This is a genomic window from Micromonospora sp. NBRC 107095, from assembly GCF_030269705.1.
Classification (GTDB): Bacteria; Actinomycetota; Actinomycetes; order Mycobacteriales; family Micromonosporaceae; genus Micromonospora; species Micromonospora parva.
This window is the reverse complement of record NZ_BSTU01000006.1, coordinates 26,102-37,915: the sequence shown is the minus strand read 5'-3', so window position 1 is coordinate 37,915 and position 11,814 is coordinate 26,102. Positions and strand designations below refer to the sequence as shown.

12 protein-coding genes are annotated in these 11,814 nt (G+C 71.3%); 8 read left to right on the top strand and 4 right to left on the bottom strand.

The window, feature by feature from the left end:
• Nucleotides 1-238: 238 nt before the first annotated feature.
• Entirely contained in the window at nt 239-484 is a 246-nt protein-coding gene (locus QSK15_RS25845; RefSeq protein WP_352232219.1) for a hypothetical protein, read from the bottom strand.
• A 315-nt stretch (nt 485-799) separates the two neighbouring features.
• Between QSK15_RS25845 and QSK15_RS25840 the strand changes: the two genes are divergently transcribed.
• The 7 genes from QSK15_RS25840 to glmM all read left to right on the top strand — a co-directional run bounded on the left by QSK15_RS25840 (nt 800) and on the right by glmM (nt 6,273).
• Nucleotides 800-1,495 carry a class I SAM-dependent methyltransferase gene (locus QSK15_RS25840; protein WP_285796750.1) on the top strand — a complete coding sequence of 232 codons (696 nt, stop codon included), beginning with the start codon at nt 800-802 and terminating at the stop codon, nt 1,493-1,495.
• A 90-nt stretch (nt 1,496-1,585) separates the two neighbouring features.
• Complete coding sequence (locus QSK15_RS25835) at nt 1,586-1,843, top strand: DUF6364 family protein (RefSeq protein ID WP_030329990.1); 258 nt, start codon at nt 1,586-1,588, stop codon at nt 1,841-1,843.
• Nucleotides 1,833-2,126, top strand: a complete 294-nt coding sequence (locus tag QSK15_RS25830; protein ID WP_030329992.1) for a hypothetical protein — start codon at nt 1,833-1,835, stop codon at nt 2,124-2,126. The genes QSK15_RS25835 and QSK15_RS25830 overlap by 11 nt, the downstream gene beginning before the upstream one ends.
• A gap of 142 nt (nt 2,127-2,268) precedes the next feature.
• Nucleotides 2,269-3,651 (top strand): nitrate/nitrite transporter, encoded by a 1,383-nt coding sequence (locus QSK15_RS25825; protein WP_285796749.1) that lies wholly within the window; start codon nt 2,269-2,271, stop codon nt 3,649-3,651.
• Between the two features lie 209 nt (nt 3,652-3,860).
• A complete protein-coding gene (gene rplM / locus QSK15_RS25820) occupies nt 3,861-4,304 on the top strand; it encodes a 50S ribosomal protein L13 (protein ID WP_007465158.1) in 444 nt (147 codons plus the stop codon).
• 20 nt (nt 4,305-4,324) lie between these two features.
• Nucleotides 4,325-4,798: a 30S ribosomal protein S9 gene (rpsI, locus tag QSK15_RS25815; protein ID WP_030329997.1), complete on the top strand. Its 474-nt coding sequence runs from the start codon at nt 4,325-4,327 to the stop codon at nt 4,796-4,798.
• A gap of 119 nt (nt 4,799-4,917) precedes the next feature.
• Complete coding sequence (glmM, locus tag QSK15_RS25810) at nt 4,918-6,273, top strand: phosphoglucosamine mutase (RefSeq protein WP_285796748.1); 1,356 nt, start codon at nt 4,918-4,920, stop codon at nt 6,271-6,273.
• 18 nt (nt 6,274-6,291) lie between these two features.
• Here the strand turns inward: glmM and QSK15_RS25805 are convergent, their stop codons facing one another.
• Both QSK15_RS25805 and QSK15_RS25800 read right to left on the bottom strand, forming a co-directional pair.
• A complete protein-coding gene (locus tag QSK15_RS25805) occupies nt 6,292-7,038 on the bottom strand; it encodes an ABC transporter ATP-binding protein (RefSeq protein WP_285796747.1) in 747 nt (248 codons plus the stop codon).
• A gap of 2 nt (nt 7,039-7,040) precedes the next feature.
• A complete protein-coding gene (locus QSK15_RS25800) occupies nt 7,041-9,866 on the bottom strand; it encodes an FtsX-like permease family protein (RefSeq protein WP_285796746.1) in 2,826 nt (941 codons plus the stop codon).
• A 92-nt stretch (nt 9,867-9,958) separates the two neighbouring features.
• On the opposite strand from QSK15_RS25800, the gene QSK15_RS25795 reads away from it, so the two are divergent.
• Nucleotides 9,959-10,576, top strand: coding sequence for a PadR family transcriptional regulator (locus QSK15_RS25795; protein ID WP_285796745.1), 618 nt, complete (start codon nt 9,959-9,961; stop codon nt 10,574-10,576).
• Between the two features lie 7 nt (nt 10,577-10,583).
• Here the strand turns inward: QSK15_RS25795 and QSK15_RS25790 are convergent, their stop codons facing one another.
• Entirely contained in the window at nt 10,584-11,780 is a 1,197-nt protein-coding gene (locus QSK15_RS25790; protein ID WP_285796744.1) for a pyridoxal phosphate-dependent aminotransferase, read from the bottom strand.
• Nucleotides 11,781-11,814: the final 34 nt, after the last annotated feature.

Here is an 11,814-nt window from a genome sequence, read left to right as displayed (position 1 = left end):
TCCGGTCCGGGTCCCTTCTGTTTCGGTCCTGTCAAGTGGGGCTCACACCGCACACGGGCAGCGGGCGCGTTGGAGGGTGTGAGTCGAGCCTGTGGAGCTGAATCGCTTATGACATCAGCGGTTGACTCGTTTGCGGCATCAGCTCCACAGCGGCAGCGCACCTCAGCTGGCGGGGGACGGTCAGCGTCTCGCGGGGACGCTCAGCGCAGGTCGGCGCGGTGTGGTCGGCGGGTCAGGGTCAGCCAACCCGGGAATCGGGCGTCACCGGACCTCGCCTGGCGGGAGTGCCGGTGCGTGACGGACGGGTCGCCCGGACGAGCGTGTCCGGCCAGATCAGGCCCGCGGACATCACGAACAGGGACCGGCGCGCGACCGCGGCACCCTTCGCGGACAGTTCGTAACCGTCGAGCCACAGCCACCCGTCGTACGTCGGCCAGTCGAGAACGCGGATCACGCGGACGAAGATCGGGCGCGTGAACTGCACGCTCGCCCCACGGGTCAGGTGTAAGAGGTCACCCGGGCATGGCTTCCTCGGTCTGGGCCCCGGTGTGGGCCTGGGTCTGGGTCTCCGATCCGGCGGCTCGTCCGGCACGGTGCTCTCCCCTGGTGGTCGCACCCTCGACCCCAGGGAGTCGGGGTCATTCGCGTGCCCGGGTCCGTGATCGACTCGCGTTCTTTGAAACCGGGCCATCCTTCACGCCCGGATAAGCCGACTTCATGGAACACGAGTGGATCAACTGTTCGCTGGGCCGCAGCGCTTATAATGTGGGAAACTTGTCTCAAATCATGGGAGACTGCGATGAGCGTGACGGACGTCTTCGACGCGGTGGCCGGCACCTACGACGAGGCGCGCAGGCGGCTGGTGCCCTGCTTCGACGCCTTCTACGGCACCGCCGTCCAGGTGGCCGCGCCGCCGCTGCGCGCCGCGCTCGCCGCCGGTCGTACCCCCGAAGTGCTGGATCTGGGCGCGGGCACCGGGCTGCTCTCCCTGCTACTCGCCGCCGCGGTGCCCGGAGTCCGGCTGACCCTGGTGGACGCCGCGCCGGCGATGCTCGCCCGCGCCACCGACCAGTTGGACGCGCGGTCCGTGTCGCACCGAACGGTCCACGCCGACCTGGCCGACCCGCTGCCGGCCGGCCGGTACGACGCGGTGGTCAGCGCCCTGGCGATCCATCACCTGGACGACGCCGGCAAGCGCGCGCTCTACCGGCGGGCCGCCGGTGTCCTGGTGCCCGGCGGGGTGTTCGTCAACGCCGAACAGGTGGCCGGCCCGACCCCGGAGCTGGACCGGCGTTACGACGAGGTGTGGACGGCCCGGATCACCGAGCTGGGGTCGTCGCCCGAGGAGATCGCCGCCGCCCGGGAACGGATGAGCCACGACCGTCCGGCGACCGTGGCCGACCAGTGCCGGTGGCTCACCGAGGCGGGCCTGGTCGACGTCGACTGCTACTTCAAGGAGTGGCGTTTCGCGGTGTTCGGCGGCCGGGCCGGGTGAGCTTCGGCGGAATGTGCCTTTCGTCGCCCGGGGGCGAGCCGGTGAGTGCCGGGATGACTGTCGGTCACACCGGTGGGTAATCTGCTCGGCATGACTGCCAAGGTGACTCTCTCGTTCACGGACGAGACGATCGAGGAGGCGCGGCGGTTCGCCAAGCGCGAAGGGCTGTCGCTCTCCGCGTGGATGGACCAGGCCGCCCGGGAGAAGGCGCTGCGCGAGGTCTTCACCGCGCACGCCGCCGCCGTGGGCCGCGCCAGCCTGGACCTGGAGTCCGCCGCCCTCGCCGACGCCCGCGAGGTGGGCATGGTCAACGACCTGTTCTCCGACGGACGGCCGCGTGCTGCGTAGGGGTGAGATCTGGCGCATCGAGGGCGCCCGGGAACGCCTCGGCCTGGTGATCAGTTCGGACGTCTACAACTCCACAGACGTACCCATCGTGATCGTCGTCGAGGTGGTCGAGGAGTCGCTGCTGCGGGACTCGCCGCTCGCCGTGCCGATGGGCCGGTACGTGGTGATGCCCGACCGGATCTCCTCACCCATGAAGAAGTGGTTCACCGGGTGCGTGGACGTCGCCGACGCCGACACCATGCTCCGGGTCGGCCGCGCGCTGCGCATTCTCCAACAGCTCTGAGCACGTGGCCCGGGTGCCGTGCTCACCATCGCCGCCGGCCCGTGGTGCGATCCCCGTTTCCGGCCCGACCCGCGACGGGCACTGCCAGGTAACCCGGCGTTCCTAGCGTTTCCCCTCGTCACATCGACGAGGAGGAGCCGCCGTGAGCACGCTCACCAGCACCGCAGTCACCGCCGAGCCGCCCGCCGTCACCGGTCGCCGGCAACCGCTGCACGACTGGCGCCCTGAGGACCCGGACTTCTGGCAGGCCACCGGCGCGCCGATCGCCCGACGCAACCTCTGGGTCTCGATCTTCGCGGAGCACATCGGCTTCTCGGTGTGGAGCCTCTGGTCGGTCACCGTGCTCTTCCTCGGCCCCGCGTACGGCATCGATCCGGCCGGGAAGTTCCTGCTCACCGCCGTGCCGGCCGCACTGGGCGCGGTGCTGCGGCTGCCGTACACGCTGGCGGTGGCCCGCTTTGGCGGCCGGCGCTGGACGATCATCAGCGCACTGCTGTTGCTGGTGCCGGCGGTGCCGATGACGGTGCTGCTGGAACCCGGGGTGTCCTACTCCACGCTGATGGTGCTCGCCTGCCTCACCGGGGTCGGCGGCGGCAACTTCGCCTCCTCGATGGCGAACATCAACCTGTTCTACCCGCAGCGACTCAAGGGGCGGGCGCTCGGGCTCAACGCCGGCGGCGGCAACCTGGGCGTACCCGCTGTGCAACTGGTCGGCCTGGCGGTCCTCGCCACCGCGGGCGCCGCGTACCCCCGGTTGGTGCCCGCTGTCTACCTGCCGCTGATCGTTCTGGCCGCGCTGGCGGCGGCCCGCTGGTTGGACACCGTGCCCGGGGCGCGCAACGAGCCGGGGGCGTTGCGCGAGGCTGCTCGCGACCCGCACACCTGGGTGATGTCGCTGCTCTACATCGGCACCTTCGGCTCGTTCATCGGCTTCGGTTTCGCCTTCGGTCAGGTGCTCCAGCTCCAGTTCGCCGAGCGGTTCCCCACCCCGGTCGACGCCGCCTGGCTGACCTTCCTGGGCCCGCTGATCGGCTCGCTGATCCGGCCGCTGGGCGGGCACCTCGCCGACCGGTTGGGCGGCGCCCGGGTGACCTTCTGGAACTTCGTGGCGATGGCGGCCGGCGCGAGCACCGTGCTGTACGCCGCCCGGGAGCGCTCGTTCGGGCTCTACCTGGCGGGCTTCCTCGCCCTCTTCGTCTTCTCCGGCATCGGCAACGGCTCCACCTACAAGATGATCCCGGCGATCTTCCGGGCCCGGGCGGCGGACGCGGTGGCCAGCGGTCAGCGTGATCAGGAGGCGGCCGCGCGGTGGGCCCGAAGGATGACCGGCGCGTTGATCGGCATCGCGGGCGCGATCGGGGCCTCCGGTGGCGTGCTGGTCAACATCGCGTTCCGCCAGTCGTTCCTCAGCTCGGGCAACGCCGACGCCGCCTACCTGGCCTTCATCGGCTGGTACGCGTTGTGCTTCGCGGCCACCTGGGTCGTCTACCGTCGGCCGAGGGCCGGCCGTCTCGCCAACGTGTGAGCTGAGCCACCCTCGGCGCGTCACCGTGCGGGACCGTACCCCCGTTTTGACCTGCGGACGGGGCGCCGGGTATCGTTGCCTGCTGTTGTACGACATCCAGAAGCGTGCCCCATCAGGTACGCTTGGTCGTTCGTGCGCGCTGGTCCGGCCTGCTAACTCTGGTCACCTCGGCGCGCGACCCCAGACCGACGACGAGACAAGGTAGACCTGTGCGTACGTACAGCCCGAAGCCGGGTGAGATCGAGCGTCAGTGGCACGTCATCGACGCCTCTGATGTCGTGCTGGGCCGCCTGGCCACCCACGCCGCCACGTTGCTGCGTGGTAAGCACAAGCCGACTTTCGCGCCGCACGTCGACACGGGCGACTTTGTCGTCATCGTGAACGCGGGCAAGGTTGCGTTGACCGGCAACAAGCGCCAGACCAAGGTCGCTTACCGCCACTCCGGTTACCCGGGTGGTCTGAAGCAGGTCGGCTACGACGAGCTGCTGACCAAGCGTCCCGAGCGGGCCATCGAGCTGGCGGTGAAGGGGATGCTCCCGCACAACAAGCTCGGCCGTCAGCTGATCAAGAAGCTGAAGGTCTACGCCGGTGCCGAGCACCCGCACCTCGCGCAGCAGCCGGTGCCGTTCGAGATCAAGCAGATCGCGCAGTGAGCGCGGGCGAAGGAAGCAGCATGACCGACATCATCGAGACCGAGGTCGCCCCGGAAGCCCCCGAGGCCACCGAGGCGCCGGCGCCCGTTGCCCGCGCGCCTCGTGGTGACCGGCCGATCCAGACCGTGGGCCGCCGCAAGGAGGCCATCGTCCGGGTCCGCATCGTCCCGGGCACCGGCAAGATCACCTGCAACGGTCGCGACCTTGAGGCGTACTTCCCGAGCAAGGTGCACCAGCAGCTCATCAAGGACCCGCTGGTCACCGCCGAGAAGCCCGAGCAGTTCGACGTCATCGCCAACCTGCGTGGCGGCGGCACCACCGGCCAGGCCGGTGCGCTGCGGCTGGCCATCGCCCGCGCGCTGATCGTCAACGAGCCGGACGACCGCCCGGCCCTGAAGAAGGCCGGCTTCCTCACCCGTGACGCCCGGGTCAAGGAGAGCAAGAAGTACGGCCTCAAGAAGGCCCGTAAGGCTCCCCAGTACTCGAAGCGCTGATCTTTCCCAGCGCGTTGTACTTCTGACGGACGGCCGGTCCGCCTCCCCCTCGTCGAGGGAGGCGGGTCGGCCGTTCCGCTTTCTCCTCACAGGCAGTGCTCATTCGGAGGTTGGCGGGTATGGGTCGGTTGTTCGGCACGGACGGCGTACGCGGGCGGGCGAACGCGGATCTCACCCCGGAGTTGGCGCTGGCGGTGGCGGTGGCCGCCGCGCACACACTCGCCGAGACGGACCGCAGCCACCCGCCGCTCGCCGTCGTCGGCCGGGACACCCGCGCCAGCGGAGAGATGCTGGAGGCCGCCGTGGTGGCCGGGCTGACCAGCGCCGGCGCCAACGTCGTCCGGGTCGGTGTGCTGCCCACCCCCGCGGTGGCGTTCCTCACCGCCGAGGCCAAGGCCGACCTGGGCGTGATGCTCTCCGCGTCCCACAACCCGATGCCGGACAACGGCATCAAGCTCTTCGCCGCCGGCGGGCACAAGTTGCCCGACGAGATCGAGATGCGGATCGAGGCGGCCGTCGAGACGAACGCCACCACCGCCTGGGACCGGCCGATCGGTGCCGGCGTCGGCCGTGTGCACGACCTGCTCGACGGTGCCGACCACTACGTCCAGCACCTGGTGGGCACCGTGGGGCACCGGCTCGACGGGATCAAGGTCGTGGTCGACTGCGCCAACGGCGCCGCCGCCGAGGTCGCCCCGGTCGCCTACCGGGAGGCCGGCGCCGAGGTCATCGCCATCTACGCCGAGCCCGACGGCCTGAACATCAACGACGACTGTGGCTCCAACCACATCGAGGCGCTGCGCGCCGCAGTGGTCGAGCACGGCGCCCACCTGGGCATCGCCCACGACGGCGACGCGGATCGCTGCCTGGCGGTCACCGCCGACGGTGACGAGGTGGACGGCGACCAGGTCATGGCGATCCTCGCGCTGGCCATGCGGGACGCCGGCACGCTCACCCAGGACACCCTGGTGGCCACCGTGATGAGCAACCTCGGGCTGCGCCTCGCGATGTCCGCGCAGGGCATCCGCCTGATCGAGACCAAGGTCGGCGACCGGTACGTGCTGGAGGAGCTGCGCGCCTCCGGGCTGGCGCTCGGCGGTGAGCAGAGCGGCCACATCGTCATGCCCGCACACGCCACCACCGGCGACGGGGTGCTCACCGGCCTGCACCTGATGGCTCGGATGGCGGCCACCGGTCAGTCCCTCGCCGAGCTGGCCTCGGTGGTCACCAAGCTGCCCCAGGTGCTGATCAACGTCCCGGTCGGCGACCGGACCATCGGTGCAGCCGCGCCAGCCGTCCGCGCCGAGGTCGAGCGGGCCGAGGCGGAGCTGGGGGAGACCGGTCGGGTGCTGCTGCGCCCGTCGGGCACCGAGCCGCTGGTCCGGGTGATGGTCGAGGCGGCCACCGAGGCGACCGCCCGGGCGGTCGCCGAGCGGATCGCCGAACTGGTCCGCACCGCGAGCCCGGTCGCCTGAGGCCACCTCCGGGCGGCCTCACAACCGCAGTTGGGTCGCCCGCCCGTACGTGTCGGCGGGGTCCTCACCGTCGGTGAGGTCGAGGTCCTCGGTGACGCGTCCGTCGGTCAGCCGGACCAGCCGGTCACAGCGGGCCGCGATGGCCTGCTCGTGGGTGGCCAGCAGGATCGTCATGCCGTGCCGGTCACGGAGGTCGAGCAGCAGGTCGAGGATCTGCCCACCGGTGGTCGAGTCGAGGTTGCCGGTGGGCTCGTCGGCCAACAGCAGGCCCGGCGCGCCCATCAGGGCCCGGGCGATGGCGACCCGTTGCTGCTGGCCACCGGAGAGCTGCGCGGGCAGGGCGCGCTCCCGCCCGGCCAGGCCCACCGCGTCGAGCAGTTCGCGGGCCCGCGCCGCGTGATCGGTCCGGCCCCGACGGGGGAGGACCGGCGCGATCACGTTGTCCAGCACGGTGAGCGCGGGCAGCAGGTGATAGCGCTGGAACACGAACCCGACCCGTTGCCGGTAACGGGCCAGTGCGGTACGGCGCAGCGAGGTGATCTCCACGTCGTCGACGGTGACGGTGCCGCTGTCGGCCTGCTCGATGGCACCGATCAGGTGCAGCAGCGTCGACTTGCCCGAGCCGCTGGGACCGGTCAACGCCACCACCGACCCGGCGGTGATCTCCAACGAGACGTCGTCGACGGCTGTCAACTGTTCCGTGCCGGTGCGGAACAGCCGGTTCAGCCCGACGGTCCGGACCGTGCTGCCGGTGATTGCCTCCATCGTCACTCCTCCGCGAGTAGCCGTGCGGTCGGGAGCCGGCGCAGCAACGCGGCCGGCACGAGCGCCGCCAGACAGGTGAGCAGCACCCCGCCGAGCGCGACCGCGGCAGCGACCATGATCAGGGCGGCCGGCAGCGCGCCGACCAGCCAGGCGGCCCCGGCGAGCCCGAGCCCTGCGCCGGCCACCGCGCCGAGCGCGCCGATGAGGAACCCTTCGTAACCCACCAGGCGGCTCAGTGCGGTGTCCGTCCAGCCGACAGCACGCAGCGTGGACAACTCGGCGGCGCGGTCCCGGACGTTCAGGTACAGCACGTCGGCGACGGCACCCGCGCCCAGCAGAACGGTGACGACTGCGGCCAGGGTGTCCGCACCCCGTACGTTCAGCGAGACGGTGTCACCGAGCAGATTGCCGACGATCGCGCCACGGAAGGCGTAGGCGGCGGCGCTGACCACTGTCAACGCGGTCACCCCGATAGCCAGCGCTCCGGCCCCGAGCAGCGTGCGCCCGGGGGTGCGGACCAGGTTGACCACTGCCATCCCGAACAGGGTGCGCGGCCGCCGCACCCACCGGGCCGGGGCGACCATGGGCCGCAGCGCGGCGGCCGGGTGCGCGGCAGCAGCCCGCAGCGCCGGGGCCACGCCCGCCACCAGCGCCAGCAGCAGAGCCACCGGTACGGCGAGCGCTGCCTGATGCCAGCCGATCTCGATGTCCAGCGCGGCGGCTATGGGGAACGCCAGCCCGAGGGCCAGCAGACCGGCGGCGAGCCCCAGCGCGGCCACCTCGCCGAGGACCAGCGTCGCGATCCGCCGGGCTGACCAGCCCAGGCAGGCGAGCACCGCCAGTTCGGGGCGGCGGTCCCGGACAGCGGCGGAGACCGCGTTGCCGAGGAACAGCGCGCAGACCACCAACACCAGCCCGAACAGAACGAGGCTCTTACGGTCGACCGCCTTGGTGATGACCGAGGCGATCCCGAGTGCGGACCACGGCTCGGTCAGCCGCAGGTCGGGCCGGCCTAACGGGCCCGCCGGCAGCTCGACGGTCTGCGGGGCGGGAGACGAGCCGATGGTGAGATCGACGTCCAGCCCGGTCGTGTCGGCGATCCGCTCGGCGATGAGCCGGACCCGCTCGGCGGACCGTTCGGTGTAGCCGGAGACGTCGGCGACCCGGACCCGGATCGCGCTGATCGGTGCCGTCTGGCCGGGGTTGGGGCTGCCCTCCATCAGCTTCGGCACCGCCGCCAGGGTGGTGAGCAGCAGGGGCGGTGCAGAGACGTAGCCGGCCGGATTGCCGTTCGGCTCCAGCGGCCGACCGCCCAGCGCCTGGCGGCTGCGCTCGTCCGCGCCGTCGAGGCGTGGCGGCTCGTACGTCTCCAGCGGCAGCCGGGACAGGTCGCTGAACCCGCTCAGCTTCTCCGGATCGAAGATGCCGACGGTCCGCCAGTCCCGCACCTGGACGATTGCGCCTGGCGGTTGCATGGAGACCGAGGTGAGCGGGCGGAAGCCGTTGTCGTCGGCCGACCACGGACGTCCGTTGAAGTTGTACATGTTGTCGGTGCCGAAGGCCTCGGCGTCGAACGGCGGTCGCGTGCCAGCGCGGAGAGTGCCGTCGGGGAGTCGGTCGTACTCCGTGGCACCCGCTTGAATGATCGTCTGCAACTCACCGCGGCAGCAGCCGGTCGGGGAGATCCCCGTGGCCAGCAGGTCGCGGTACCCGTCGGCGATCGCGTACTCCTCGGTCCCGACCTCGACCCCGGTGGCGCCGGCCAGCGCCTGCTCCAGGTCGGCGATGCTCAGCCCGGCGGGCCGCGCCTGCGGCAGCCGGGTGAGGGCGGACCGCACGGTGACGTCGAGGTAGGGGCGGCTGGTGCTCAACACCGGGATGAACCGCTCGGGTACATGCATGGGGAGGTGGGTGTCGGTGGCCGAGTCGTCGGGCCGAAGCGCGCGCCCCTCGATCACCGCGTCGTCGAGGCCGACGAGCCGCTGCTCCGCGCCGGGGTCGACGGCGGCCAGCAGGAACGGCACCGTCACCTGGTAGGTGGCAACCAGTTGGTCGGTGGCGACGCGCTCGGCGCGGCCGGACAGCCAACGGTTCTCTTCGAAGCGTCCATCGGGCAACAGTCGAACGGTGTCGACGCTCCAGTTCTCCCGCTCGGAGGTCCATCCATCGTTCGCCGACCTTGCGATCAGGTGCGGGTCGCAGATCGGCTGGCTCCGGCCGTCGGGGAGCACCTCCCGTGGGACATCGCCGCAATACTGGTCGTACGGATACATCCGGCCGTCCGAGTACGGGATCGAGGAGGAGTTCGGGTCGCCTCCCTCGGGGTAGAGCAGCGGGCGCTTGGTCACGTACACGTAGCGTGGACGGCTCGGGGCCGTGGTGAGCCCACGTTCGGCGGTGAACGTGGGGTCGAGCCGGATGACCTGCTGATCCAGGGAGCGATCGACCGCGTCGGTCAGGTCGAACCGGACCGACACGGACGAGGTCGAGTAGCCCAGCATGGCGATCGGCGCGGCCACATCGACGCCGGCGATCTGCTTCACCAGTTCGTACTGCGCGGGGGTGATGCCGCCGAAGAGGCCGGAGAGGTAGTTCGGACGGACCAGTCCACGTTCGACCTCCAGCGGTGTGCGTGCCCCTTGCGGACGGACGAGGATGTCGTAGGCGGCCCGGGTGTCGCGCTCGACGGCGCCGGTGACCTCGAGGCGGGAGGTGGTGGTGGCGCCGGTCAGGACGACGAAGCCGGTGGTCGCCACCAGCACGCCCGCCAGCAGCGCCACCGACCGACCAGCACGGCCGCGTAGCTGCGCCCAGATGAACCCGAGCATGTCGCGCCTCCCCGTGTGCTCCCCACACTCTGCGCGTTACATTGTCACAATGCAAGACCTGGCCCAGGCGGTCAGTGGGATCGGAGGAGACAGTGGCGATCCAGCACGCGGTCCTCGCGCTACTCGCACGCGGCCCGAGCTACGGCTACGAGTTGAAGAGCGCCTTCGAGGCCGCCGCCGGTCCACAGTGGGGGCCGCTCAACATCGGCCACCTGTACCAGATCCTCGATCGGCTCTCCCGGGACAGCCTGGTGATCGCCGAGCGGCAGGCCCAGCAGATCAAACCCGACCGGGTGGTCTACCAGATCACTCCCGCCGGGCGGGCCGAACTCGGCCGCTGGCTCGACGAGCCGAGCCCGCGCAGCGGCGGCTTCCGGGACGACTTCTTCCTCAAGGTCACCGCCGCGGCCCGATCGGGCTCCGCGCAGACGGTCCGCACCGTGCTCAGCAACCAACGCGGGCACCTGCTTCGCGAGTTGCGCAATCTCGACGGGCTGCGTCGCAAGGCCGCCGACCCGGTGGTCGGGCTGCTGCTCGCCGCGGCGTGCCGGCACGTCGAGGCCGACCTCGCCTTCGTCAACGATGCCGAGGCGGTGCTGTTGGCCGACGGCGGCGTGCTGCTCGCCACCCTGGCCGTCGCACCGTCGGAGATCGCGGCGTCGTCGCCTCCAAAGACTGACGGCGCCGGACCGGCCCGCGCAGCCGGGTGAGCGACCCTCAGCGGTGCTCGGCCAGCCCGCGCAGCCGGGTGACCGCGTCGGCCAGCACTTCGGGGCGCTTGCAGAAGGCGAACCGGACCAACCGCCGGCCCGCGTCGATGTCGTCGTAGAAGACCTGGGTGGGCACCGCCACCACACCGCAGCGCTGCGGCAACGAGCGGCAGAACTCCGCCCCGTCCCGGCCGCCCAGGGCGGTGATGTCGGCGGTGACGAAGTACGTTCCCTCCGAGCCGAGCACCTCGAACCCGGCGTCGCTGAGACCGCCGACGAGTTGGTCACGCCGTTGCTGGAGGCTGTCCCGGAAGCCGGTGTAGTAGTCGTCCGGCAGGGCCAGCGCCACTGCCACCGCCGGTTGCAGCGGTGCGGCGTTGACGTAGGTGAGGAACTGCTTCACCCGCAGCACCGCCGAGACCAGCGCCGCCGGGCCGCTCGCCCAGCCGATCTTCCACCCGGTGCAGGAGAACGTCTTGCCCGCCGACGAGATGCGCAGCGTCCGCTCCCGCATCCCGGGGAGGCTGGCCAGCGGCACGTGCGCGCTCGCCGCGTCGGTGAAGACCAGGTGCTCGTACACCTCGTCGGTGACCGCGTACGCGTCGAACTCCTGGCACAACTCGGCGACCTGCGCCAACTCGGTTGCGGTGAAGACCTTGCCGGTCGGATTGTGCGGTGAGTTCAGCAGCACCAGCCGGGTGCGCGGGCCGAACGCCGCGCGCAGCGCCGCCGCGTCGAAGGCGTACCGGCCGTCGGCCGTGGGACGCAACGTCACCGGCCGGCGGACCGCGCCGGCCAGCGCGATCGAGGCGGCGTACGAGTCGTAGTACGGCTCGAAGCAGACCACCTCGTCGCCCGGCTCGCAGAGGGCGAGGATGCTCGCCGCGACCGCCTCGGTAGCGCCCGCCGTGATCACGATCTCGCCGTCCGGGTCGTACGCCAGGTCGTAGAACCGCCGCTGGTGGGCCGCGACGGCCGCGCGTAGGGCGGGGATCCCCGGGCCGGGCGGGTACTGGTTCTGCCCGCCGCGCAGCGCCTCGGCGGCGGCGGCCAGCATCTCCGGCGGGCCGTCGGTGTCCGGGAACCCCTGCCCGAGGTTGACCGCGCCGGTGCGTACGGCGAGGGCGGACATCTCGGCGAAGATCGTCGTGCCGAACGGCCGCATCCGGGCCACCAGCGGGTCGACATCGGTGCTCGTCGTCACGCCGCCAGCCTACGGGCCTGCCCTGTCAACTCCA

What these genes read in the sequence shown, in the direction of transcription:
- glmM (WP_285796748.1), top strand. Translation starts at nt 4,918, where the DNA reads ATGGGTCGGTTGTTCGGCACGGACGGCGTACGCGGGCGGGCGAACGCG.
- rpsI (WP_030329997.1), top strand. Translation starts at nt 4,325, where the DNA reads ATGACCGACATCATCGAGACCGAGGTCGCCCCGGAAGCCCCCGAGGCC.
- QSK15_RS25835 (WP_030329990.1), top strand. Translation starts at nt 1,586, where the DNA reads ATGACTGCCAAGGTGACTCTCTCGTTCACGGACGAGACGATCGAGGAG.
- QSK15_RS25800 (WP_285796746.1), bottom strand. Translation starts at nt 9,866, where the DNA reads ATGCTCGGGTTCATCTGGGCGCAGCTACGCGGCCGTGCTGGTCGGTCG.
- QSK15_RS25840 (WP_285796750.1), top strand. Translation starts at nt 800, where the DNA reads ATGAGCGTGACGGACGTCTTCGACGCGGTGGCCGGCACCTACGACGAG.
- QSK15_RS25805 (WP_285796747.1), bottom strand. Translation starts at nt 7,038, where the DNA reads ATGGAGGCAATCACCGGCAGCACGGTCCGGACCGTCGGGCTGAACCGG.